We start from the raw sequence: 24,621 nt of genomic DNA on the forward strand, positions 1-24,621 counted from the left end.
TTTCACACATGCCGCGGGCCCTTATGGTGTTCGCAGGTCAGGTCCAAATCAACGCCGCGTGCTCTTGAGACACTTTGGTGCACACTGGTTTTCCTGATCCCGTCTCACGACCGTTGCGCCATACTTCCGATGACCTCTCTCGCTGCGACGTCCCCTCGGTTACGTTGGCTTTAGACCGCAGCAACCGGAGCTCTGTATATTCCTCCCTTGGCCATGATAGCCCAGATCATTCGCGCCATCTTGTTGGCAAGCGCCACCCTCACCAGCATCGGGGGTTTATGCGCCAGCATCTTGGCCAGCCACGTGCCTGGTGTTGCACCCTTGCGGGCGCGCCACACAAGCTCGCTATTGGCCCCTATGATCAGGAGCCGCCGCAGAGATCGATCCCCCATCTTCGTCGTGGAGCCGAGACGCTGTTTGCCGCCTGTCGAATGTTGTCGCGGCACAAGCCCAAGCCATGCGGCGAAGTCCCGCCCACGTTTGAAGGTTTCAGGCGATGGCGCCAGAGCCACCAGTGCGGTGGCAATCAATGGGCCAATTCCGGGAACTGTCATCAACCGGCGTGCGGTCTCATCTTCACGAGCCCGGCGCACAATCTGTGCATCCAGCACGCGAATCTGATCATTCAGTTGGGACAAGCTTGCTGTCAGAAACCGCAGAGCAGTCCGCGCAGTTTCTGGAAGAGCCGTTTGCGGATCCTCAATCATCGCAATCAGTTTCGAAGCGAAGCTTAAACCCTGCGGCACGACTTCACCAAATTCCGCAAGGTGGCCGCGCAGCGCATTGATGGTCTGCGTGCGCTGCCGGATCAGCAGATCGCGGGTGCGCAACACCACTGCTGCGGCTTGTCTTTCTTCGCTCTTCACGGCAACAAAGCGCATCGTTGGTCGTTGCGCTGCCTCGCAGATCGCCTCAGCATCAGCCATGTCGTTCTTCTGCCGCTTCAAAAAGGGCTTCACGTAGGCCGGTGGGATCATACGGACTTCGTGTCCCAAATGCCCTATCTCACGCGCCCAGAAATGCGAGCTTCCGCAGGCTTCCATCGCAACCAGGCACCGTGGCAGGCCACCAAAGAATTTCAAAACCTGCCCGCGCCGCAATTGCTTGCGAAACACAACAGCACCTGTTTCGTCAGCCCCGTGGACCTGAAACACGTTCTTGGCTAAATCCAAACCGATCGTACGAACTTCGCTCATGATGCCCATCTCCAATGGTGGTTTAAACAACTCCACTTTGCCACACACTGCGGTCGTCGCGGGCGTCTACACCATCAACGCCACCCCTGACCGCTTACCCTCAATCAATGTGACAGCACCCCCACGGGCGTTCAGCATAGCGTCAGGTTCCGTCATTAGGCATGAGCCCTACAATATTAATGGAGCTCGGCATGTTTATTTTACTGATTGAACGTAAGCGCGTAGGCATCCCCACGTAGCGTGCAGGCGGATGATCGCTCATTTTCGGCATGAATCATGCGGAGAATCCTATGAGCGACAGTATGAGTCATCCTCGAACATTCGAGATTTTGAGGGCGGAGCCTGTTCCGTCCCGACGCAAGCCGCGCCATCGGTCGGACGAAGAGAAGGCACGGCTTGTCGCCGAAGCGTTCTCGCCAGGGGGCAATGTGTCGGTGGTTGCGCGTTCTGAGGGGCTGGACCCCTCGCAGCTCTATGCGTGGCGTCGCAAGGCGCTTTCGTCGGGCATGGTTGCGCCACTGACGGAGGCAGCGAGCAAGCCGGCGAAGTTCACGCGCTTTGAAGCGGTGGGCAGCGACACGGTGGAAATCGTCATTGGCGATGCAGTGGTGCGCGCCGGCGGCGATGTTGATCCCGATCGCCTGGCGAGGATCATCCGCGCGGTTCGCAAGGCATGATCGCTTCCGGTGTGGTGGTTTACGTGTCGTGCCAGCCGGTCGACTTCCGCAAGGGCGCGGCATCTTTGATGGCGCTGGTCAGGGATGGCGGCCTGGACCCGTTCTCGGGGGCGCTTCACGTATTCCGTTCGAAGCGTGCGGACCGGGTTCGCATCGTGTGGTGGGACGGCAGCGGGGTTTGTCTTTATTCGAAGACTCTGGAAGATCACAGCTTCTGCTGGTCTGCGATATCGGCCGCGCGCATGCGTCTCGACCACGCCCAGTTGATGGCGCTTCTGGCCGGGCTGGACTGGAAAAAGATCCGTCCGGCCAGGATCAGGCGGCCGTTATCGACGGGCTGAAACCGGCCTGCGGCAAGATGAATCATGCGGCTGGAACGGTTGGGAAAGCGGCTGTTTTTGTGCTTTGCTGCTTGCCATGGTTCTACCGGGTCTTGCCCTTCCTGACGACGTTGATGCGCTGAAGGCGATGATCCTTTCCATGGCTCGCGAGCAGGCTGCGAGCGAGGCCCGGATCGCAGCATCCGAGGCGGAGGTCGCCCGGCTGAGGGCCGTCGAGAAGAGCGCCAACGAGCGGATCACCAACCTCACGTCGATCCTGAAGGTTTTGCAGCGCACGCAACATGGCACGCGTTCCGAGCGACTACGCCTGGCCATCGACGCCGAGCAGGCCTCCTTTGCCTTCGAAGAGGTCGAGACCGGCCTTTCTGCGATCCGCAGCGAACTCGATCACACGGTCAAGGGCAAGCCAAAGCGCGCGGCGCGTCCACGCAAGGGTTTTGCAGCTCATCTCGAACGCATCGAAGCGGTCGTCGAGCCGGAAATCCCGGCCGACTGCGAGGGGCTGGAAAAGGTTCTGATCGGCGAGGACCGCTCCGAGCGGCTGGACGTCGTGCCGCCGAAGTTCCGGGTCATCGTGACGCGCCGTCCAAAGTATGCCTTCAGGGATCGTGACGGCGTGATCCAGGCTCTGGCGCCGGCACACATTATCGAAAGCGGCCTGCCGACGGAGCGGCTGCTCGCCTATATCGCCGTGTCGAAATATGCCGATGGCCTCCCGCTTTACCGGCAGGAGGCGATCTATCTGCGTGACGGTGTCAAGCTCAGCCGATCGCTGATGGCGCAGTGGATGGGGCATCTGGGCTTCGAACTGCGGATGCTCGCCGATTACATCCTTGAGCGCGTCAAGGAGGGCGAAAGGGTCTTCGCCGACGAGACGACCTTGCCCACCCTTGCCCCCGGTTCCGGGAAAACCACGAAAGCCTGGCTATGGGCCTACGCACGGGATGATCGACCCTATGGCGGAACCAGTCCGCCAATGGTTGCCTATCGTTTTGAAGACAGCAGAGGCGCCGATTGCGTGGCGCGTCATCTCACTGGATTCAGCGGCATCCTGCAGGTTGACGGCTACTCGGCCTATACCAATCTGGTCAAGGCACGGGCCAAAGCCAGCAGCAATGAAACAATCCGGCTCGCCGGGTGCTGGGCTCACCTGCGGCGCAAATTCTACGACCTGCACATCAGCGGGGTCTCACAGGCCGCGACGGTAACGATCATCGCCATGACCGAATTGTGGAAGGTCGAGGACGAGGTTCGCGGCAAGGATGCCGGAAGCCGCGCCGCGCTGCGTCAGGAAAAGTCCGTGGCCATTGTCGCGAGCCTCTTCGATCTATGGGAAGCGGAACTGGGCAAGGTCTCCGGAAAATCCAAGACCGCCGAAGCGATCCGCTACGCGCTCACCCGGCGGGAGGCGCTGGAACGCTTTCTGATGGACGGTCGCATCGAGATCGACTCCAATATCGTCGAGCGTGCAATCAGGCCCCAGACGATCACGCGAAAGAATAGTCTATTCGCCGGTAGCCACGGCGGTGGACAAACCTGGGCGACCGTAGCCACCTTGCTGCAAACCTGCAAAATGAACAACATCGATCCGCTCGACTGGCTCTCGCAGGCCTTGACCCGCATCGCTCAAGGCTGGCCGGCATCCGAAATCGAAATGCTCATGCCTTGGAACTTTAAGCCTGACGTTATCGGCTGACCGCTTACGATTGAACACAACGAGGGCTTTGTCAGCGATGTACGTGAACATACGATGGGCCACGCGATCCACTGGGCCAAGGACCTGTCCGAAGCGCGGGATAAAGCAGGCCTGTTCGTCTACGACCTTGTTCTGCTCGACATTGATCTGCCAGACGGCAACGGCATCGACTACCTGCGGGAGATGATGAAGTGGCCGGTACCGGTCATCATCTGGGCAGGCAGCGAACAGGACGGCATCGAGGGGCTCAACGCTGGTGCCGCCGACTATTTGGTCAAGCCGTTCATTTTCGGCGCACTTTTCGCGCGCATTCATGCCGTGGGGCGTCGTCATGAGAAGTTCCCGGAGCCATATTGTGTCGGGAGGCTGTACATAAACGAGGCCGAGCGGTGCTGCGAGCGCGACGGGCAGCGGGTCTACCTGACTAGATGCGAATGGACAGTTACCACCTGCCTTCGGCGCCGACCCGGAGCGGTAGTTTCGAAGGCGACGATCGAGGAAGAACTCTCTTCCTTAGGTTCGGAAATTGAGAGCAATACCGTGGAGGTTTATATTAGCCGGCTCCGCAAAAAGATCGGCCGGGACCGAATAGCGACAGTGCGTGGCGTCGGGTACAGTTTCGTGCCCGAATCGGACACAGCCCCCGTCGATCTTGTCCGAGAGGTTCGGTCAATCGTTAATTACTTCTTGAAAAAGCCGTGGTTTACCGGACGGATAATCCTTGACGACGACGGCTGCCCCCCTTTGGTGCGCAAATTTGAAGACGTCCTTGCGGTTTCCGTCGCGCTTCATTGCCTAATCGAAAACGCACTCACACATGGACTGCCCGATACCCCGGCAACAGTTTCCCTCCGAGCTAATGGAACTATCGCCATTGTAAACGGAGGACCGGTGGTGCCCCTCCCAGACCCTGACGAATTAGAAGAGCGACATCGTCGTAGGACTGAGGCGGACTCAGGCTTTGATCTATCCCTCGCTAACCAAGCTATCAAGGACGTCAAGGGCAGCCTTGAATTTGCCTCGCCTGCCCCAGGTCGCGAGGATGGTTTTGAGACGATTATTCGAATCCCTCAATGACACTGGTTGGTGGTGTCACATCGATTGAGCGGTAAGGAAATTGAGGTAGCAGCGCGCCCATGACCGTGAGTGCAGCGACCTACAAGAACCACCGCTATCCGATCGAAATCGTGGCCCGTGCTGTCTGGCTCTACTTCCGCTTCAATCTGAGCCTGCGCGATGTCGAGGAAATGCTGCTCGATCGCGGGATCGTCGTTTCCTACGAGACCATCCGCCGATGGTGCCGAAAGCACGGCCCTGATTATGCGCGCCGCATACGCCGCAAGGCACCAACGAAAGATGACGTCTGGCACCTGGATGAAGGTGCGCCACGAAGGCGCGAAGGAGGAGCTATGATCTAGGCACTTCCCAAGCAGCCATGCTGCACAGGAGATGAGGGCTGGCCCCTCGAAGCCGGCTTGCAGGAGCGGGTTTCAAACCACCTCAAGCTGCTGTCGTAAAGAGCGATGGTGGTGAGCGTTGAGGAAAAGGCCGGACTTGATCCGGTCAGGTAAGATGCAAGGAGACGAGCGGGAGCGAACCGCTGACGACGTGTCGAAAAGTGCATAGATGGCGTCAAAACCGGGTGGGCTTCGTTAACCCGGGAGAAGTCTGGGAGATACCTGTCTACTGCCCAGATGGCGTCCGGCATGAAGGCGGCGTGACCTTGCTTCAGGCTCTTGTGTGGAACGTGGGAACCTGTCGCCCCGATGCGAAGGGAGACATCCAAGTGGAAGCACCATGAGGATCCGAGTACCGATGCGGGGCACAGGGACGGAGTTGCGTGTAGTAGTGAAGAAGGTGCTGTAATGGCGTTGGAGCGAAGGCGCAACACTGTCCAGCTTTATCGAAAGGTCAACCGTCATGCGGGAGGAGCCTTTGGGTAAAGCAAAGCCGTTCGATATTCCTAAACGGGCTGTTTGGGAGGCTTATCAACGGGTAAAGGCGAACCGGGGTGCAGCCGGGGTCGATGATCAGTCGATCGAAGATTTTGAGCGGGATGTGAAGAACAACCTGTTCAAGCTCTGGAACCGATTGTCATCTGGCAGCTACTTTCCGCCGCCAGTCAAACGGGTCGCGATCAAAAAGCGGCAAGGTGGTACAAGGCCGTTGGGCATTCCCACGGTCTCAGACCGGATTGCGCGAGGTCATGAGATGTCCAGAAAAGGGTCCGCCGAAGGGGCGACGGAAAGTGTATGAATTGAAGGCGTTAGGACATAGCGATTCGCCGTCCGGAAAGGAAGACATTCTGGGACGCAATCATCGTCACTTCCATGCCAAAAACCGCACGGCACTTTACCTGCGCGTCTCCACGCCGGAGCAGAAGCCCGATCTGCAATATGATGGGTTGCATGGCTACGCTGCGCGCGCCGGACTGGAGATCGTCGGAGACTACTGCGACATTGCGGTGTCAGGCCGCCGCGAGGGACGCCCCCGGCTCAACGCCTTGATGGCGAGTGTTCGTAACCGTGAGGTCGATTGTGTCCTGGTCTGGAAATTCGACCGTTTCGCCCGCTCCACACGTCACCTTCTGATCGCCCTCGAGGAATTCGATCACCTCGGCGTGCGCTTTATCAGCGTTCAGGATCAGATAGACACCGCAAGCCCCATGGGGCGGGCCATGTTCACCATCATCGCAGCCATGGCAGAATTGGAGTCCTCTTTGATTAGCGAGCGCGTCACCGCTGGAATGCAGGCGGCGCGATCGCGCGGCAAGCATCTCGGACGGCCAAGTCTCCCAATTCTGTTGGTTGAAGAGATCGAGGTGCTTGCCGCATCAGCCGATCTGAGCATTCGAAAGATTCAAGAGAAAATCGGAGGAAAAGCCAGTCGAGGCCGCGTTGGTGAAATCGTCAAACGCGTCCGATCGGCAAAAGCGTCGACCGGGTGAACTTTTTACACGTACTTTCAATCTACCCCCGCAAGGACTCCATCATGCAAATCAAAACCGCAAGCCTTGGCCCTAACGCGCATCCGCACGACCCGGTTGCGGGCGACGGATCGTCACCCGCCGACCGCAGCATCGAGATCGAAGCGGGACACGGCAGCGGCACTCTGTGGCCCACGGACGGCACGCAAGCACGCGCGTGCCCGAGACCGGCTTCGGAAACCACGATGTGCCTCGCGGACCTGCTGTCGATCTCCAGCCAGCGGCCTTCGAGGCCCGAAGTCATACCGGCCATTGTGCAAGCCGGGGACGATGAAGGCGTCCCGGATTTGCTTCCGCAACCGGCCCGTTCCGGGGCGAGCCAGCCGCGCCTGGCCAATCCCGGCGAAGCGAGGGACGTCGAGAGCGGGTTGCTCATGCGCGATTGCTCGTCGCGGATCGCCGCCTTCCTGGGCAACCTGTCGGTCGTCCAGGAGCTTCGGCAGTTCGATGACAGCGAGTTCGTGGGCAAGCTGCGTAACGAACTGGTCACCGAGCCCGGATGTCGAGAGCCGAAGACGCTGCTGGCCGCCATGGGCGAGAAGGTCGATGAACTGCGGTCGCACCTGGACAAGCAGGCGTCGACACCAGAGGAGGCGGAGTTCCTGGCAGAGGCCCGGCGCTATCTCGAGCCGGTCATGACCAGCTTCGAGACCGACATCCACACCTTGCAGCACGACGCGAGTGCCGCGAAGCGGATATACCAGGGAGCGCTGACGCTTCTGCTCTACCCCTTGCCGCTCGCCACGCTGTTCACCCAGAAGACTGGCACCTACGCTGCGTTCAACATTGCTTCCTACACCTATACGGCGATACAGCTGGTCTCGCTTATGCGACGCCCGACAACGGACGCCAAGCTGTTCATGAAGCACGCCATCAACCGGCACAGCCTGGTCTTCTTCATCTCGCTGATCTATGCCGTACCCACCTTCTACGCCAAGGCCGCGCCGCTGCAGCGCAACGCCGGCTTCGTCGCCGGCGCAGCGGCAGCGCAAGGGGCGATGATGTTCGGCCTGCGGCTGGGGCAGGACCTGATGGACTCGATGCGGCTGCGCTTCAACGGCGCCTTCAACCGCAGGCGTGATCTTCCCGACGGCTTCAGGGACGCCATTGAGGGAGTCGTGGGCGATCTGCGCGCGGGTCTGAGCAACGTCAACCGCTCCGTCGGCGAATTCCAGAAGGACCGGCGGATCACGCCGCACATGGATCGGCAGCTCACCTTCTTCAAGCAGGACCTGTCCAGAATCGTGACGGGCCTTGAGCGGCTCGTAGCGACCGGGACGCGGCAGGAGAGCCCGGTCGCCGCAAGCGATGACCCACCAGGCCCCCTAGAGGCGGTGCGCCGGACCCTGGACGCATCGTTCGCAAACAACCCCGACCTGAAGGGAAAGCTCGCGCTGGCGACCGTAGCCTTCGCCGTCCTCGGGTCAAACATCGCCCTGATGCGCAACAACGGGCTGGCCCTACCTGACTTCATCGCCGATGCGGTCGTCTCGTCGACGTTCCTGCTCCGTGAAGCGCTGAGCCCGCACGTCACGCACGCGGGGATGAACGACAGCGTGAGCGACACCGTCGGCGGTATGACGATCGGCCTGCCCTTCTCCGTAGCCGCTGTGATGAGCGGCTACATGGACGACCCCAGGGCCAACCCATCGGGCTTCATAGCCGGGACCGTCGGCTACACGGCGGCCTACCTGCTCTTCGGCCGGGTGGCCGGCGACGTCATGTCCAAGGGCCTCATGGCTACGAGCGGAGCGCTCGGCTGGGGCCAACAGCAGGCGATCCGACTCGGCCGGAGCGCGATGGCCTTGGGTTTCGAGCTGGTCGCCGGGCACCGCTCGCCGGCTGCAGCGGATGTGCACGACGTAGCCGGGGTCGAGATGGCGGGTGTGCCGCATGAGCCGCTGTTCTTCAGCCCCTCACAGCGGGCGTCCGCCGAACGCACCCTGGTCGGCACGCTTGAGCAGATCGGCGACGAGTGGTACGAGGCGCGCGACGAATGGGAAGGCGAATCGGAGGGGACGGCGGGTAGGGACGACCCCTGGGTCGACGCACCGGCGGAGCTGCCCATGCAGCCGGCGCCTCAGTCGGAATAAGCAGCCCTGCACGCGTATGGGGTCGGGCGGGATTCCTGAGCGGGAGGGTCGGTAGGGATTCGTGTAAGAAACCTTTACTGACAGCGAGTTAGCTCACTTTTGGCTGTTTTGTACACAAATCCCTGCCAAGCCTCTATAGAGGCTCGAGAATCCCGCGCGTCAATGCTTCGTCGTCCCAGCTATGACTTCGGTGAGCCAGCGCGAATCGGAGAGTTTCTCGCCAAACTTGCTCCTACAGTCACTGTAGGAGATCAACATGGGTCTATGCGTTTCAAAGCCGAGCGTGGCAGGCTCACCTGAGCATTATGCAGCCCACGCCACAGAGCAGGCCACGCCCTCTACGCCGTCATCTCCCGAGGCGTCCATGTCACCCAGCCTGTATGGCTTGGCGTCACTCGGGTCTCCCGGAGCGAGCTCGAGCCGCCGTCCATTAAGTCCACTGCTGGAGTTGAATACCAGCGATCTGGTAAAGCAAAAAAAGCGACTTTGGCAGCGGATCCAACACGATGGGTCGCAGTTCCGAACCACACCTGAAGAACGAAAACAGTTCAAGACTGCGCTCATAACTCTTTGGGGCTAACAATCCCGCCCACAGAGGCAGCAGCAGTGGAATGGGATGATGCAAAGAATGGCACAGATGAAGAGGAACCACCCAGAACTCGAACACATGGCAACCGAGGATCTCGTGGCGCTGCAGGCATGGACGACGGACGATTATGAAGTAGTACAGGATGTTCTGGAGAAAGAAGCGACGCCCACTGCTCATGGCCTTGCATTTGCAAAATGCATCATTTCCGCCCTGCACTCGCTTCCCGAAGAATATTCATATCAAGGGACTGTCTTCACCGGCGAAGATCAGTTGCCGGACTGGGTGTCGGAGCGATACCAAGAAGGAAGCATCACCACGGACCGCCGATTCTTCGCGACCTCAGAAACCAAGAATGCATCCTGGCAAGGAATGGCAGTCGAGTGGGAAAGCAATTCAACAACTGGAAAACGCATCTCCATGTTTTCAGAGCGCCCGAATGAGCAGGAAGTTCTCTTCCCTCCTGGCACCCGCTTTCAGGTAACACGAATTGAAGAGAACGAGACTCATCCCCGCCTGAAGATTTATCAAAGCCAGATCGCGTAGGCATTCTGAATCGCCCTGGAGAAGTATTCACCAGAAGTACGGATGTGGGCGGTGTGGATGGTGTTCGAGCGGACTGAACTTCGCAGCAACAGGCTGCTGAAGAATCATCTGCCACGCGAAACGGCAAACGGACGGCTCGACAAGGGGTTCTCAGTTCACAGGCCAAGCGCGCTGCTGACAGGCAATGCGCTTGCCTGTCAGTTGCGGTCACTTTGTGCCAGTCGCAGCGCTGCGCCATGACCCGACTTAAACACCGCCTGTAAGAATATGTCATTAAGTCAGCATGTTAGGCGCGCGCCGGCGCGTGTTACCACTACATTTTTGGGGTGATCTCAGGCGAGTTGTTCGTCGAGGTTGTGTGGCAGAGCGATGCCAGATGCCTTGAAGACGTTGCCCACTTGGCCCGTAACGTGGGTTCTGGTGGTGACGATGCGACCATCCTTTTCGATGGTGGCTTCCTGGAGGCGATCGAGATCGCGTAGGAGCGGCTGCCATTCGGGCGTCAGGCCTTTGGCCCGGCAGAGGCGGCGCAGTTCCTTGCTGAGTACGAGCCCCAGGAACGAGCAGAACACATGCCCGCGGATGGCGGCATCGGATTGGTGGAAGATCGGCCGGGTATTGAAGGTTGCCTTGGCGGCGCGGAACAGGCTCTCGACCTCGAGCAAATCGCGATACCGCAGCACGGCCTGGAGCGGGGTCACCTTCGCGTTGGTCCGCACCACGGTGATGCCGTCGTACCGGGCTTCCTCGGCAAGCTTGCCGACATCGATCTTGAAGTTCTTGCCGCTGGCCTTGAGGTAACGCCGGTAGGCCGAGTTGCCGACCAGTGCCTTGTCGCCCTTCTTGAGCTGCGCCTCGAGGCCGGCGATGATCGCCTGGCGGTCGGCCTTGTCCTTCTCGGCCTCGGCGTCATTGCGGCTGACGATGTAGCGGTCTTTACCGACCTTGACCTCTTTGACCCACAACTGAGTTTCACCACGCTGGCGCTCGAGAACGAGCGGAACCATCGGTGCCGTGTCATTGAGCACGACGTTGTGGATCACGCTGCTCGAGCGTTCGCGGGCCCCCAGAATGTATTCCATGCCCAGCTTTTCGAGCGCGGCGATGGTATCGGCGCTGATCATGCCGCGATCGGCGACAACGCAGGCGCGTGTGACGCCGAAGCGCGTTCGCAGCCGATCGACCACCGGCAACAGGACGGTCACGTCAGCGGTGTTGCCGGGTACCATCTCGGTGCAGATCGGCCGGCCCTCGGCATCAACGACCAGCGCCAGGATCATTTGCGCCAGATCGGGGCGGAAGTCCTTGGAATGCCCGCGCTTGCCCAGCGTCTCGCCGCCCGCGCCGTAGAAGGACAACGAGGTGGTGTCCATGAACACAAGGCTGAGGTCGGTGAACAGGTCCTGCCGGCGCGCGAAGAGCTTTTCCTCGATCGCGTCTTTCACGCAGCGCGCCACCAGCGCGCCTTGCGCCTTTTCGCCGAGTTCCTCGCCCAGCCAGGCCATTGCCCGGTAAAAGTGATGGAGCGCCAGACCCTCGGCGCCCTCGATACCATAATCGGCCATCCAGTTCGCGCAGTCGCGGTCCGAGCCCGAGACGAACAGCCGATGCAGCGTGCCAACGAACACCGCCCGTTCCACCGCAAAGCCGAACTGGCGCCCTTCCAGCACCTCTTCCAGCACCTCGCCGATCCCGAGCCGCTCCCACAGCCGCCCGAACAACAGCGGACCGCCGATGCGGCGAGAGGCAATTCGCCCCGCGTCAATGTCGGACAGGATGAGGCTGCGTTCGCCATGGCGCGCAATCGAGGCCGCCAATCTGTCAAGTTCGCCGCTGGCAACCAGCGCATCCTTGCGGCCCAGCGCCTTTATCGTGCGCTGGCGAACGGTTTTGCCGTCGCGGACACTTTCCACGAGGTAAAGATAGCGGTGGCCGCGCGCGACTCTCTCAACGACAAACATGCCAGCGTTGTTAGCGAATAAATGCCGTAAAATCCATACAAAACAGGGACAACAGCACAAATGTTGTTACCACACATTTTCGTGCCGGAAATCCAAGGCAAGTGAATTCAATAGCTTAACGGACAGTGTTCGCCATCCGTTCACCTCCAACTGTTCAAGTTGGGCATGACAGCACCCGTACGTCCCTGGCGCAGGCAACGCGCACTAAGAGCGGCGATGGCCACCGCCGTACAGATCTACGACCAGGTCACCAACGGCTGCCGGCGATCGCCCATAGGCTCCGTGAGAATCCCTCGCTAGCGACATCGCAGCCGGCCAGCCCTCCCGCAGGCCCGCTGGGCGCTCTGTAAGTGCTGCCTCTGACCAGCAGCAGGCCAGCGGCGCTGTGCGAGTTGCATCCTCCTTGCCTGGCTGCGCTGACTTTGCCAATTCACAACCGTCCAGCCTAAATGACGCCGCCGTCCAGTTTGACTGATAGCTTTGTCCAGTTTATTTAGTGCCGGCGTCCACTTGCTTGGCTGTATGTAGTAACATGCTGACCCCAGCGAGCACGTGGTACTCACTACCTGCTGCGTTCAGGCCCGCCGAACCGGCAACAATCGCGCCAACGGAAATCGCTCCAACTACGATCCGCCAGACGGCAAAGAACCGAAACCCGTAGCGTCGTTGAGCAAGAGTGTTGAATTGCACTACTGCGCCCAGCCCAAGGAAGGCTGCAACAGCGATCGCGATATAGGTCAGCGTTTCCATGTTGCCTCCTCGTGCACTTTAGGTAGCATTATGCTACCGCGATAGCCGGTGGGTTTCAATGGGTGTGGGCAACGAGGCCTGAACGTCTCAGCTACCTACCTTGATCCTGTTCGCGGTCCTGATCCTTGCGGCGTATATCCGGGAGGGTTTCACCACGCTCTATACGGCCCGCCAAGTCTTCGCGCACCTTTTTGGCTACCCCAGCAGCCGACGCAGGCTGGGAGGCCGCTACGCGCGCTTCTACGGCCCTCACGTATGCGTAGGAGGGAGCTAAGTCGGGATACTTCGCGACGGCCTGTTTGGCGGGCAGGGACCGGAACGCGTCAGCCCTGTCCTTCGCTTCCGACGCTTCCCTAGCAGAGCGAAGTGTGGCGGCTCCATCTTTGCCATAGCGAATTTCAACGTCATCGCCGACACGTGGAGGGCGACCTAGCCTGAAAAATTCATGGGGGTTGGTGGATGTGGCGCAAGCCGTTGAAATGACTTAGGATTTGGTTGCTTAAGCCGATCCGAACCATTTCCCGGAGACCACACCCACCATGAACGATCTTACGCTGCCGCTGAGCGGTTTGTCATCAGTCGGCGGCAAGTCCGTCGTCGCCCGTTTCGACGGCGGCATGCTGTCGTCCAACAGCGGCGTTCTGGCTTTGGCCGAGGTGGAAAAGCGGTTGCGGGTGGCCGAGCGTCTGGCGCGTTGCATCGACGATCCGCGCTGCCCGGACCAGGTCGTCCACAGCCTGGCGGACATGATCGGCTTTCGCATGAAGATGATTGCCGCCGGCTACGAGGACGGCAACGACGCCAACCGGCTGCGCCGCGATCCGGTCTTCAAGATGGCCCAGGATGCGCTGCCGTCGGGTCGGGATCTGGCGTCGCAATCGACGCTGTGCCGGCTGGAGAACCTGCCCGGCGTGCGGGAGCTGGTTGCGATGGGGCGGGCGATGGTCGATCTCTATTGCGCCTCGTTCCGGCAGGTGCCGAAGCGGATCGTACTCGACATTGACGACACCTTCGACGCTGTGCACGGAGGCCAACAGCTTCGCCTGTTCAATGCCCACCATGACGAGTACGGCTTCCAGCCGATCGTAGTGTTCGATGGTGCGGGACGGTTCGTCAGCGCGATCCTGCGACCGGCCAAGCGGCCGAGTGGGGCTGAGATCCGCCCCCACCTGCGCCGTCTGGTGCGGGCGATCCGGATCAACTGGCCGAACATTCGAATCCTGCTCCGCGGCGATAGCCATTATTGCAGCCCGCAGGTCATCGACTGGTGCCGCGCCAACGACGTCGACTTCATCTTTGGCCTCGCGCCCACCACGACCCTGCGCAAGCATGTCGCGGATCTGGAGGCCAGCACGACGGCGCGCTTCGAAGCGTCGGCCAAGACAGGCAAGGTCCGCAGGTTCAAGGAGTTCGTTGACGGCGCCGCTAGTTGGAGCCGCGTCGAGCGCATCATCGCGCGGGTCGAGGTCGGCGCCCAAGGTGCCGATACCCGCTTCGTCGTCACCAACCTTGCCGGTGGGAAGGCCAAGGCGCTCTACGAGGATGTCTACTGCCGGCGCGGCGCGGCCGAGAACCACATCAAGTCGTGGAAGACGCATCTTGCCGCCGACCGCACATCCTGCACCAGAGCGACGGCCAACCAGTTCCGGCTATTCCTGCATGCCGGTGCTTACTGGTTGATGTGGGGCTTGCGGGCCGCGATGCCGAGGCGCTCGAGCTTTGCCGTCGCCCAATTTGACACGCTGCGATTGCGCCTCATCAAAATCGCCGCGCGGGTGGTCGAGATGAAAACGCAAATCCGCCTGCACCTGCCGACATCCTGCCCCGACCAGCGTATTCTGCGCATCGTCCTCGATCGCATCCCCCAACTCGTGACATAGCGACGGGGCCAAGATGCCCCGAACCGAACCCGCCAACATCAACCCGCAAACCCCGCCTCCCATCACCGACGGATCAGCCCCGCCGCCCGACCAGGCTTGTCAAAATGCACCCACATCGCGACCAAATCGTAGCTTCAGGCCGCCGACAACTCATCGCTGTGCATCAAGGCGGCTAACTTGTCTCTGAAATGCGCAATGGCAGAGCGTGCACCGATCTGCTGCACCAGGTGCAGGTCGGTTTCGCCAATGACCTTACCGCTGTACTCGCTGATCGGCCGTGGAATGAATGTCCGGCTCTCCTGTCCCAAGGCCCGCTCCGCGATCGCCTTGGCATCCGCAAAGCTCGCAGCATCCCGATGTTGGCGGCTCTGTGAGAAGTTCTGCAGTTCGTCCTTGTAGAGCATCCGAGCCCAGGCCGGCACATTCTCGCTGGCGCGAATTGCCTTGCCGCGCTCCAATATCACCGACAGTTCGTGGGGCTTGCCCAGCTGCGAGTTGTCGAAAATGTACGCCCGGTCAGCAAGCTTGGCAGCCTCGCGGATCAGCGGTTGATTGCGGTCGTAACGCTGACGGATCTTGTCTTCCGGACGGGATGCCCACCCTTGTTGACGCGATCGGCGACACGCATCACTGACAGGTTCGGGCTTCGGACGTTGACGTGGTAAAGCACCACCTCGTAACCGGCAGCTTTGGCGTCACGCACCAGGTCTACCTTCGACGGATGTGAGAACGTGGATTCAGTGACCAGGCTCTTTGTTCGGCCATGAGTTGCCGGCGACGTTCCTCTGCCAATTCCTGGCCACGTGCAGACTCCGACTTTGTTTGCGCTGGGTGACCAAACTCTCGCAACGCCAGCTCGTCGGCGTTTACAAACTCGGCGTCCGGATAGCGCTTTTCCAGTCGATTCCTGTAAAGCGTTGTCTTCCCTGCGCCGTTAGGCCCAGCAATGACGTGCAGTGTCGGCGTTCTTTCGTCAGTCACTCTTCGATCACCACAGTGTTCCCGTCGCCCGCAACCCGAACAAGCCGGCCATGCGCGTCATACCCTGCAGCACCGGCAGAGCGACCCAACAAGGCCATCGCAGCTGTTTCCTCGCTGCTCGGTGCAAGCATCACGTCATCAAGCAGGTCGTAGTAGTGCGTGCGTTCCTGGTCGGCCAGCAAAGCCGGATCAAAGCGACCCTCCAATGCGGCGCGAACGCGATCGAGGGTAAACCCTGGCGCTTGCTCGATGGCGCGCCCGATCCGCGCCCAGTGCTCGAGCTGGCCACCAATGGAACGCGAGAACACCGGTGCATCTTCCCGCGCCAGGTTGACGAGGGCGCTTGACAGTTTCACCGACGCGAAATCGATCTTAGGCTGACGGGCAGGGGAGTTTGGCGAAGGTTTGGTCTTTGTGGGCATCACGTTGCTCCTATTTGAGTAGCAAAATGCTACCCGAAATGCTGCCTAAAATCAAGCCGGGTGGCAAAGTGACACTCAAACAAAAAGCGCGGCCTGAGCCGCGCTTTCGTTCCTACATCGGTGGGAATTACCGCGCCTGTGTCTGCTGCCCGTTGCCAGGCTGCGTGCCCGCTGCGCCTCCACCACTGTTGCCACCGGGGGTGCTGCAATCCTGGTAAGCCGAATTGCATTTGCCCTTGACGATCGATTCCACCAGGTCATCTTGTCCGGACGGGCACATCTTGAGGAAATTGCGCCTCTTCTTGCGCTCGTCGCTGGGCTTGTCCGCCCTGATACTGAAATAACGTCTCAGCGGCGGAGTACATTCCGATGGAGCTGATCCAGCCACCAGGCACAGAAGTGCCTCGCACGCGTCCTTCTGGTCTCCCTGCATCGTCTCTTGCGCAGCTACGCTTCCTGTGCCGCCGGCGATGAAGCTTGCCACCATTAAGATCCAAAGCTTTTTCATAGTCGTCACCTGATTGGTCATTATCGTTCCGCGCCGCGATCCTGCCGGCGTTCTGCTTCCTGCCGTTTACGGACTTCCGGCAGAGAATTGCCCTTAGCCAAGCCGCGCTCGATATTCTCACGCAGCGAAGCTAGGCCCTGTCGGCTCGAAGCCGGGATTTTGGCCAAGTTGAAGAACGTTGTGGGAACATTGTCTCGCTAATTGACGAGTGCTTTGCTGGGGAATGACAGTCTGCTCCAATTTTAGGGATTGGAGTGACGGGTTTGCATATTTCGCGAGAGGATTTGATCGGGCGCTGGAGCCTGAGCTATTCGGATATTGAATTTGTGAACGGCAAGCCGGTCCCGGCGCGACTGGGATTGGCGGTTCAGCTTAAGTTCTTCGCCGCGCACGGCTTCTTTGTACAGGACCATGCCTCGATCCCGGCCGACAGCGTTTCCTGGCTGGCCGAGCAGCTTGGCGTCGGATCTGGCGCCATGACCGAGTATGATTTCTCCGGTCGGACTGCGCGCCGGCATTGTGCCGAGATTTTGCAGTACCTCGGCTTTCGGCGCCTGAAACGGTGCGATCGGGAAGAGCTGACATTATGGATCGCTGGCGAACTGTGTCCGACCGGGCAATCGGTCGGCGCCATGCTCGAGCAGGTTTTTCTGTGGTGCCGGGACCGTTGCATATACGGCCCGTCGCACAAGGAACTGGAACGCCTGGTGCGTTCGCAACGGCAACACTATCTCGACGACTGGTTGACCGGGGTGAGCGCTCGCCTTTCAGCAAGCACGGTCGCATTGCTGGAAGCTTCTATTGCTGAGGCAGACGGCCAGACCGGCTTCAATACGATGAGAGGTGATGCTGGCCAAGCGTCGCTCGACAACATCCTCAGCATGACGGCGAAACTTGCCTTCATTCAGAAACTTGATCTGCCACGGGATATGCTGTCGGCGACCGGCAAGGCATGGGTGGAACAGATTGTCCGCCGTGTCGCCGGCGAAAAGGCCTGGGAGATGCGGCGGCACCCTTCGGCCAAACAAATCGGACTGTACGCAATTTATCTTTCGTCACGGCAAGCGCAGCTCACGGACGCGATGGTCGATTTGCTGCTCGAGACGGTCCACAAGATCGGGACGCGCTCGAAACGCAAGGTGGTCGGCGATATCGCGAAGGATATCGAGCGGGTTTATGGCAAGGAAAGATTGCTGGTTGAGATTGCCAGTGCTTCGATCGACGAGCCCGCGGGGCGCGTCTGCGATGTCATTTTCCCGATCGTCGGCAAGGACAAGCTGGCGGCGATCGTCAAGGAGAGCCAGGCGAAAGGGGCTCTCGACCGGCGCATATATAAGGTGATGCGCTCGTCCTGGGCCAATCATTACCGGCGCATGCTGCCCAGTCTGCTTTCGGTTCTGGAATTCCGGTCGAACAATACCGCGTGGCGTCCGGTGCTAGTGGCGCTGGATTGGATCAGGAGCAAGGTGGATGATGGCTGCCGGTTTGTGCCGATGCAGGATGTGCCGTTTGACGAGGTTATTCCGGCCAGATGGCGCAGTTCGGTCAATGACGATGGCGTGTGAACCGGATCAGCTACGAGCTTTGCGTCCTCACCCAGTTGCGTGATCGCATCCGCTCCAAGGAGATCTGGGTTGTCGGCGCGGACCGCTATCGCAATCCTGACGACGATCTTCCCAGGGACTTCGAAATCCGGCGTGACGCCTATTACACAGTCCTCAACCTGACCCCGAACGCGCGAGCGTTCACAGCCGGCATTCGCAAGGAGCTTGAGCATGAGTTACTGCTTCTGAACGAAACGATCCCACGAAACGGCAAGGTCCGGCTGCTGTGGCGGGGCGAAAACCGCATATCGATTACACCGTTCAAGCCTCTGCCGGAACCGAAGGGGCTGGAAGCAATCAAGGGCGAGATCGGTCAGCGCTGGTCGATGACAGGATTGCTCGACGTGCTGAAGGAAGCCGCACTCGATACCGGTCTGCTGGAGTCCTTCGAAACATCGGCGTCGAGAGTTGCCCTGTCGCGCGAGGCGCTGGATCGGCGGCTTCTGTTGTGCCTTTATGGTCTCGGCACGAATGCCGGGCTCAAGCGGATCGCCGGCGCAACACCTGATGTCAGCTACGACGAGTTGCTGCATGTTCACCGCCGCTTTATCCACGCGCCGGCGCTGAGGGAGGCGTGCGCGAGGGTTGCAAACGCGACCCTGGCCATCCGCAACGCAGCAGTCTGGGGTGACGCGGGTACGGCGTGCGCATCTGATTCGACAAAGTTCGGAGCGTGGGATCGCAATCTGATGACGGAATGGCATGCCCGCTACGGCGGCCGTGGTGTCATGATCTATTGGCATGTCGAAAAACGTGCGACCTGTGTCTATTCGCAATTGAAACGGTGCTCGTCCTCGGAGGTCGCCTCCATGATCGAGGGCGTGCTGCGTCATTGCACCGATATGGAAATCCAGCGCCAGTATGTCGACAGTCATGGTCAGAGCGCAGTCGGTTTCGCATTTTGCCGCCTTCTCGGCTTTGAACTCGCCCCACGCCTGAAGGCGATAGCCCGTCAGAAGCTTGCCATCCCGGAAGCCTCGCTGCGCACAAGGCTGCCGAATCTCTTGCCGATCCTTTCCAGCGCGATCGACTGGGAGGAGATCGAGCAGCAATATGACGAGATGGTCAAATACACCGCCGCCATGCAGACGAGAACGGCGGACCCGGAGGCCATCCTGCGCCGTTTCGCCCGTGCCGAAGTGATGCACCCGACCTACAAGGCGCTGAGCGAGCTCGGCCGCGCGGTCAAGACGATATTCTTGTGCCGCTACCTTCGCCAGGAGGCATTCCGCCGGGAAATCCACGAGGGGCTGAATGTCGTCGAAAACTGGAACAGCGCTAATGGCTTCGTGTTTTTCGGCAAGGGCGGCGAGTTCGCCACGAACCGGATCGATGAGCAGGAGATTTCCGCTCTGGCTTTGCACCTGCTGCAGGCGTCACTGGTCTATGTGAACACACGCATGCTTCAGACCGTGCTGGTGGAACCGAAATGGGCCGCACGGATGGCGCCGGAAGACTATCGCGGCCTCACGCCTCTGATCTACAGTCACGTCAATCCTTATGGCCGTTTCGATCTCGACTTGAATAGTCGGATCGATTTTGATCGGCTGGCGGCATAATTTTTGGAGATACCAATGGTTAAAATTGCTGAATCATGCCTGAATGTTCTCTACCAACATGGGCTGTCGTCGGCGCAGTTCCAGTTTTATTTCGAGAGAGCAAAGCATGATCTTCTGGCCAATGACATGGCCTGCGACGCCATCGTTGCGGAGGTTATGCAGTCCATGGACGATCATCCGGATGTGGCAACCTTGTTCGGATTGCTGCTGGATGAGGCACGAATGGGCATCGAGAATGACAGCCCATATGGAAAGGCCTTCCTGGAAAATGCGGAGAAGGCGATCAAGGCTCGCATTGCTGCGGGCGCTGGCGAGCCGCTTCACGGTTTGAAAATTGCTGGCTTGTATCGGCGTGCCAGTCTGCCCGTACCAGACATACTGATGCTTGACCCGGTTGGGGAAAGCCCCGCCGAGGAGATCCCGATGCCGGATCTTGATGGCGCGCTTGCCGTTTTAGCGGCAGAAGTTGAAGCTGAAGGCGGCGGCGCGTATGAGTTCTTCAGTGGCCTGGATGAGATGTCGGCAGGAATGCCGGAGGAGTTCAAAGCCGAGTTTGTCCATCATCTGTTGAGCCTCGACAATCCCTTTCTGGAGCGCTGTGCACTCTATTGGCTGGTATCCGGCACATCATTGACGGGAGAGGCCGTGGCCGCCGGCCTACGAGAAAGGCTCATGCGCGGGAAGCTGGAGCCTGAAACCTTATCCTATCTGCCGATCATTCGCGGCTGGCTGTCGGCGAGCGCCGCCCGGGCGGCTATCGATGACATTGGCAAGCTGGCGCTGCGACAAGGTCTCGCTGATGTTTCCAAACAAAACAGGGCGGAGCCGATCGTCAGCGACATCCTGGCGACCACCGCTGACGGGGTCGGAGCGCAAGGCCTAACGATTGTGGGAAAACTGCAAGCCCAGACATTTGTCGCGATGATCCTGTTAAAGACCGGATACGGCATCAAGGATGCCTTTGTCATTCGTTGCCGTTCAAAGCGCGAAGCAACCAGCATCGTCTCTTATGCCCGCCAGGAAGCAAACAGCGTCCGAATAGATCGAATGTCTGCCGAGCTTCTGCTGGAAGCGGCTCTGGCGGATGGGATAGAAAACGGCCATCCACCAGCGCCGGCCTTCATTGACGTCATGGAGGCTTGTAGCTTGAGCCAATTGCGGCCCCAGGAAAGGGATCTGCAGGCTTTGCTGGATCACGTCGATCCGCAAAAGGAAATCCAGAATGCGACAGCGGCACAACTGGATCGGATGCTCCGCAATGAGCCCGCACTGGATGCGCTTGTCCCGTTCACCGACAGCTGGTTTGAAGACACAGGAGAAACACGCGATATCATTCGGGGATCCCGCTCGGCGCGGACTGTTGAAAAAAGAATCTGGGCCTTTCTCGAAGGCCGACGAGACATCTGGGCAAGGCGATTTCTGCAAACCGCGATCATTCTCAAATCGGCTAAAAAGGAGCGACTGTCAAAAGCACTGGCAGCCGCAGCCTTTGCACTGATACACAAGCATCCCCTACAGGGCATCCCGCTCATGGAAGATATCGTTATGACCACACTGGATGCAGGCGGTGCACCTTTGTAGTGAATATTTTTGGTATACCCATGGAGAACATCGTCAATGAACGGGTTGCGGCCGTTGAATCCTGTTTATTGTGGGTCGGAAACGAGATATTGAACAACTCGGCATGACAGCACACGCAAATTGAACAGTTAGCATGGTTAGGACATGGCTCGTATCGGATATGCCCGTACATCCACAACAGACCAAAACCTCGCCGCGCAAATCGCCGCGCTCAGGAACGCCGGCTGCGAGGTCATCCGCGAGGAGCAGAAAAGTGGTGCATCGCTCGAAGGTCGTCCGCAACTGATGACCATTCTCGACTTCATCCATGCCGGCGAAACTCTTGTCATCACCCGCATCGACCGGCTGGCCAGATCGTTGCGAGATCTTCAGGTGATAGTCGACCGACTCAAGGCCAAGGGCGCGCATCTGGTGGCCACCGAGCAGCCCGTCGATACCTCCACAGCCGCCGGCAAGGCGTTCTTCGACATGCTCGGCGTCTTCGCGGAATTCGAAACTAACCTGCGGCGCGAGCGGCAGGCTGAAGGTATCGCCGCCGCCAGGAAACGTGGCATCTACAAAGGTCGCCCACCGAAGATTGACCGCGCAGAAATCCTGCTTCGCCTCCAAAAGGGTCAGGGACCCAGCAAGATCGCCCGCGATCTCGCCATATCACGTGGCACGGTCTATCAGGTACGCAACGGTGCTTCCGAATGAGCAAGGCCAACCGCATCACCCGTTTAACATCCGCCGCCTGCGAGCAGATTCAGGCCCGCATGCTTGAGGCTTGCAGAAAGATCGCCTCAGATCACGGACTGGTCATCGAAAGTACCGGGTGGCGTGGCCTGGAACCTGGCTTCTCATTCGAACCAGCATTCCGCATCAGTATTCCCGCGCCAGACGGCAAGACGCTCAATCTGGATAAGGAGATGTTCGCCCTGCTGGCCGAACAGTACGGCCTGGAGGCTGCTGACTTCAAACGCGAGTTTATCGCTGGTGGCGAGCGTTTCCGGATCACCGGCATTGATCCACGAAGACCTAAATATCCCATCTCCGTCGAGCGTATCCCCGATCGCCGCGGCTTCAAGTTCACCGCCGACAATGTTGCCATGTTGCTCAAAGCTCAGGTCGAACCCTGACGTTCACCAATCGTTCTTCAACTTGGCCAAAATCCCGGCTTCGAGCCGACAGGGCCTTTCTGCTCGATCGCCAGCCCTCGATCCTGTCCATACCACTCAACGCACACCAACGGCCAACAAACCATTGCAAATGCTCGCAAAAAGAAGCGTTTGTGGACGAAAACTAACTAGTTGAGAAAACTGGCGCACCCGACGCGATTCGAACGCATGACTCCTTCCTTCGGAGCGCCCATCGGCTAAGATTACGAGACTTTAGAGATATGTAATCATTTGTTTTCTGGTCATTTTTACCCGTCGATCATCATCATTACGGGTCGTGTCTCATCAGGTGGTGTAGCTCGGTGGTTACGAAGCCGCTCGCGAGCGTTCTCTTGCAAATCCGGCGCTCGGCGTCACGCGATCGATGGGTGATCGCTTAACAGCGACGCCCGGCGGTCGGCAGGCCGGTAGACAATCGTCTGAGGCCGGTCTACCCCTGACCCGCTGCCCCCGCCCGGTTATTCTCGTCCTTGCGATCCCCCTGAAAGAGTAGTTCCGATGCTTCCTCCCCAACTCAGCCGCCGCGATCTCCTGACCATGATCGGCGCGCTTGCCGGCAGTGAGGCCATGTATCAGGCCATGACGACCCTGGGCTTCGCGCAGGAGTCGCCCTACAAGGGTCCGATCAAGCTGGACGGCGATCCGAAAGGGGCTTCCGTTCTCGTACTCGGCGGCGGACTGGCCGGCATGGTCGCTGCGTACGAACTCAGCAAGGTCGGTTATAAGGTGCAGGTTCTGGAGTACAGGGAAAAAGCCGGCGGTCGCTGCTGGTCGCTGCGTGGCGGCGACAATTACACCGAGCTCGGCGGCTTCGAGCAGGAATGCAAGTTCGACGAGGGTCTTTATATCAATCCCGGCCCGTGGCGTATCCCTTACCATCACCATGCCGTGCTGGATTACTGCAAGCGGCTCGGCGTCAAACTCGAGGCGTTCGTGCAGGTGAACCACAACGCCTACTTGCATTCGGTCAAGGCGTTCGAAGGCAAGCCGCAGCGCTACCGCCATGTCAGCGCGGATTTCAACGGCCATGTCGCCGAGCTGCTTTCCAAGGTGACGAAGCAGGGTGGACTCGACCAGGCGGTCTCGACGGAGGACCGGGAGAAGCTGCTGGAAGCGTTGCAGAGCTGGGGCGCGCTTGACGAAAACTACGCTTACGTCGCTGGCACTCACAGCAGCGAGCGGCGAGGCTTTGATATTGAACCGGGCGGCGGCCAGATGCCGCTGGCCAAGCCATCGCAGCCGATAGGGCTCTCCGACATCGTGCAATCCGGCCTGTGGAGCAGCCTTAGCACTGGCAGTCTCTATGACTACCAGACCACGATGCTGCAGCCGGTCGGCGGCATGGACATGATAGCCGGGGCGTTCGAGAGGGAAGTCGGCAGCCTTACCAAATACAACGTGAAGGTCACGGAGATCGACCAGGACGACGAAAGCGTCACCATCCGCTACGAGGATGCGCGAAAGGGCGGCGAGGCGCAGACCGCCACCGCTGACTGGTGTATCTGCACCGTGCCGTTCTCCGTGCTCAGCCAGATCAAAACCAAGGTGTCGACCGAAACGAAGGCGGCGATTGACAACCTGCCTTACGGTGCCGCGATCAAGGTGGGATTGCAGTTCAAGCGCCGCTTTTGGGAAGAGGACGAACACATCTACGGCGGCATCACCTACACCGATCTGCCCAACACGCTGATCTCCTATCCCAGCACCGACTATCACAGCCCGGGCAAGGGCGTGCTTCTCGGCGCCTTTTCATTGGAGGCCTGGGCTTACGAGTTCACGTCGCTGCCGCCGGAAGAGCGCATCCAGAAGGCGCTGGAGTACGGGGCTCAGATCCATCCGCAATACAAAGACGAGTTCGACAACGGCGTTGCCGTCGGCTGGCACCGCGTGCCATGGACGCTCGGCTGCTATGGCGAATGGACCGAGGAGAAGCGCAAGGAACACTATCATGCGGCAAGCTCGATCGACGGGCGCATCGCCATGGCCGGCGAGCACATCTCCTACATGCCGGCCTGGATGGAAGGAGCGATCCTGTCTTCGCTCGATGCGATCGGGCGTCTCCACCAACGCGTGGTCAGCGGCTGACGGCCCGCCGCC

Annotated in this window: 21 protein-coding genes and 3 pseudogenes; 16 read left to right on the forward strand and 8 right to left on the reverse strand. The window is 59.7% G+C overall.

Translation table 11 applies throughout. The features are described 5' to 3' along the window. Window positions 1–170: 170 nt before the first annotated feature. A complete protein-coding gene (locus BPNPMPFG_RS33865) occupies window positions 171–1,196 on the reverse strand; it encodes an IS110 family RNA-guided transposase (protein ID WP_258597186.1) in 1,026 nt (341 codons plus the stop codon). Window positions 1,197–1,486: 290 nt separating this feature from the next. Between BPNPMPFG_RS33865 and BPNPMPFG_RS33870 the strand changes: the two genes are divergently transcribed. The 9 genes and pseudogenes from BPNPMPFG_RS33870 (at window position 1,487) to xopAI (ending at window position 10,121) form a co-directional block, all read left to right on the forward strand. Continuing rightward, entirely contained in the window at window positions 1,487–1,873 is a 387-nt protein-coding gene (locus BPNPMPFG_RS33870; RefSeq protein WP_258597189.1) for a transposase, read from the forward strand. Further along, entirely contained in the window at window positions 1,870–2,214 is a 345-nt protein-coding gene (gene tnpB, locus BPNPMPFG_RS33875; protein WP_258597190.1) for an IS66 family insertion sequence element accessory protein TnpB, read from the forward strand. The genes BPNPMPFG_RS33870 and tnpB overlap by 4 nt, the downstream gene beginning before the upstream one ends. A gap of 76 nt (window positions 2,215–2,290) precedes the next feature. Then, a complete protein-coding gene (gene tnpC, locus BPNPMPFG_RS33880) occupies window positions 2,291–3,910 on the forward strand; it encodes an IS66 family transposase (RefSeq protein WP_258597191.1) in 1,620 nt (539 codons plus the stop codon). 54 nt (window positions 3,911–3,964) lie between these two features. After that, window positions 3,965–4,987, forward strand: a complete 1,023-nt coding sequence (locus BPNPMPFG_RS33885; RefSeq protein WP_258597192.1) for an ATP-binding response regulator — start codon at window positions 3,965–3,967, stop codon at window positions 4,985–4,987. A 59-nt stretch (window positions 4,988–5,046) separates the two neighbouring features. Then, window positions 5,047–5,289 (forward strand): annotated as a pseudogene (locus BPNPMPFG_RS33890) (IS6 family transposase); the annotation flags it as partial. 541 nt (window positions 5,290–5,830) lie between these two features. After that, window positions 5,831–6,112, forward strand: a pseudogene (locus BPNPMPFG_RS33895) (group II intron reverse transcriptase/maturase); the annotation flags it as partial. 46 nt (window positions 6,113–6,158) lie between these two features. Beyond that, window positions 6,159–6,857 (forward strand): recombinase family protein, encoded by a 699-nt coding sequence (locus BPNPMPFG_RS33900; protein ID WP_183455377.1) that lies wholly within the window; start codon window positions 6,159–6,161, stop codon window positions 6,855–6,857. A 44-nt stretch (window positions 6,858–6,901) separates the two neighbouring features. Beyond that, complete coding sequence (xopAA, locus tag BPNPMPFG_RS33905) at window positions 6,902–8,989, forward strand: type III secretion system effector XopAA (RefSeq protein ID WP_183455378.1); 2,088 nt, start codon at window positions 6,902–6,904, stop codon at window positions 8,987–8,989. A 256-nt stretch (window positions 8,990–9,245) separates the two neighbouring features. Continuing rightward, a pseudogene (gene xopAI, locus BPNPMPFG_RS33910) lies at window positions 9,246–10,121 on the forward strand (type III secretion system effector XopAI). 332 nt (window positions 10,122–10,453) lie between these two features. Here the strand turns inward: xopAI and BPNPMPFG_RS33915 are convergent. Both BPNPMPFG_RS33915 and BPNPMPFG_RS33920 read right to left on the reverse strand, forming a co-directional pair. Further along, window positions 10,454–12,082, reverse strand: a complete 1,629-nt coding sequence (locus tag BPNPMPFG_RS33915; RefSeq protein ID WP_258597195.1) for an IS1634 family transposase — start codon at window positions 12,080–12,082, stop codon at window positions 10,454–10,456. Between the two features lie 489 nt (window positions 12,083–12,571). Next, entirely contained in the window at window positions 12,572–12,832 is a 261-nt protein-coding gene (locus tag BPNPMPFG_RS33920) for a hypothetical protein (protein ID WP_258597196.1), read from the reverse strand. Window positions 12,833–13,371: 539 nt separating this feature from the next. Between BPNPMPFG_RS33920 and BPNPMPFG_RS33925 the strand changes: the two genes are divergently transcribed. Further along, window positions 13,372–14,712 (forward strand): IS1380 family transposase, encoded by a 1,341-nt coding sequence (locus BPNPMPFG_RS33925; protein WP_258597197.1) that lies wholly within the window; start codon window positions 13,372–13,374, stop codon window positions 14,710–14,712. Window positions 14,713–14,846: 134 nt separating this feature from the next. On the opposite strand, the gene BPNPMPFG_RS33930 is transcribed toward BPNPMPFG_RS33925, so the two are convergent. The 5 genes from BPNPMPFG_RS33930 to BPNPMPFG_RS33945 all read right to left on the reverse strand — a co-directional run bounded on the left by BPNPMPFG_RS33930 (window position 14,847) and on the right by BPNPMPFG_RS33945 (window position 16,644). Beyond that, complete coding sequence (locus BPNPMPFG_RS33930; protein WP_258597198.1) at window positions 14,847–15,176, reverse strand: KfrB domain-containing protein; 330 nt, start codon at window positions 15,174–15,176, stop codon at window positions 14,847–14,849. A gap of 77 nt (window positions 15,177–15,253) precedes the next feature. After that, window positions 15,254–15,415: a zeta toxin family protein gene (locus BPNPMPFG_RS33935; RefSeq protein WP_258597200.1), complete on the reverse strand. Its 162-nt coding sequence runs from the start codon at window positions 15,413–15,415 to the stop codon at window positions 15,254–15,256. Window positions 15,416–15,420: 5 nt separating this feature from the next. Then, a complete protein-coding gene (locus BPNPMPFG_RS43280) occupies window positions 15,421–15,693 on the reverse strand; it encodes an AAA family ATPase (protein WP_413776901.1) in 273 nt (90 codons plus the stop codon). Next, window positions 15,690–16,115: a TA system antitoxin ParD family protein gene (locus tag BPNPMPFG_RS33940; RefSeq protein ID WP_183455380.1), complete on the reverse strand. Its 426-nt coding sequence runs from the start codon at window positions 16,113–16,115 to the stop codon at window positions 15,690–15,692. The genes BPNPMPFG_RS43280 and BPNPMPFG_RS33940 overlap by 4 nt, the downstream gene beginning before the upstream one ends. 127 nt (window positions 16,116–16,242) lie before the next feature. Then, window positions 16,243–16,644: a TrbM/KikA/MpfK family conjugal transfer protein gene (locus BPNPMPFG_RS33945; RefSeq protein ID WP_183465778.1), complete on the reverse strand. Its 402-nt coding sequence runs from the start codon at window positions 16,642–16,644 to the stop codon at window positions 16,243–16,245. A gap of 233 nt (window positions 16,645–16,877) precedes the next feature. On the opposite strand from BPNPMPFG_RS33945, the gene BPNPMPFG_RS33950 reads away from it, so the two are divergent. The 6 genes from BPNPMPFG_RS33950 (at window position 16,878) to BPNPMPFG_RS33975 (ending at window position 24,609) form a co-directional block, all read left to right on the forward strand. Further along, a complete protein-coding gene (locus BPNPMPFG_RS33950) occupies window positions 16,878–18,188 on the forward strand; it encodes a DUF4158 domain-containing protein (RefSeq protein WP_258597202.1) in 1,311 nt (436 codons plus the stop codon). Beyond that, window positions 18,185–19,786 (forward strand): Tn3 family transposase, encoded by a 1,602-nt coding sequence (locus BPNPMPFG_RS33955; protein ID WP_258597204.1) that lies wholly within the window; start codon window positions 18,185–18,187, stop codon window positions 19,784–19,786. Before BPNPMPFG_RS33950 ends, BPNPMPFG_RS33955 begins: the two co-directional genes overlap by 4 nt. Window positions 19,787–19,801: 15 nt before the next feature. Beyond that, complete coding sequence (locus BPNPMPFG_RS33960) at window positions 19,802–21,367, forward strand: Y4lR C-terminal helical domain-containing protein (RefSeq protein WP_258597205.1); 1,566 nt, start codon at window positions 19,802–19,804, stop codon at window positions 21,365–21,367. A 144-nt stretch (window positions 21,368–21,511) separates the two neighbouring features. Further along, the gene (locus BPNPMPFG_RS33965) at window positions 21,512–22,063 is read left to right on the forward strand and encodes a recombinase family protein (protein ID WP_183454862.1); all 552 of its coding nucleotides are present in this window, start codon (window positions 21,512–21,514) and stop codon (window positions 22,061–22,063) included. Continuing rightward, the gene (locus BPNPMPFG_RS33970; RefSeq protein ID WP_258597208.1) at window positions 22,060–22,485 is read left to right on the forward strand and encodes a hypothetical protein; all 426 of its coding nucleotides are present in this window, start codon (window positions 22,060–22,062) and stop codon (window positions 22,483–22,485) included. The genes BPNPMPFG_RS33965 and BPNPMPFG_RS33970 overlap by 4 nt, the downstream gene beginning before the upstream one ends. Window positions 22,486–23,022: 537 nt before the next feature. Then, window positions 23,023–24,609: an NAD(P)/FAD-dependent oxidoreductase gene (locus BPNPMPFG_RS33975; RefSeq protein ID WP_258597210.1), complete on the forward strand. Its 1,587-nt coding sequence runs from the start codon at window positions 23,023–23,025 to the stop codon at window positions 24,607–24,609. Window positions 24,610–24,621 lie beyond the last annotated feature (12 nt).

Origin of the sequence: Mesorhizobium sp. AR07, assembly GCF_024746815.1 — a bacterium.
Lineage (GTDB): Bacteria > Pseudomonadota > Alphaproteobacteria > Rhizobiales > Rhizobiaceae > Mesorhizobium.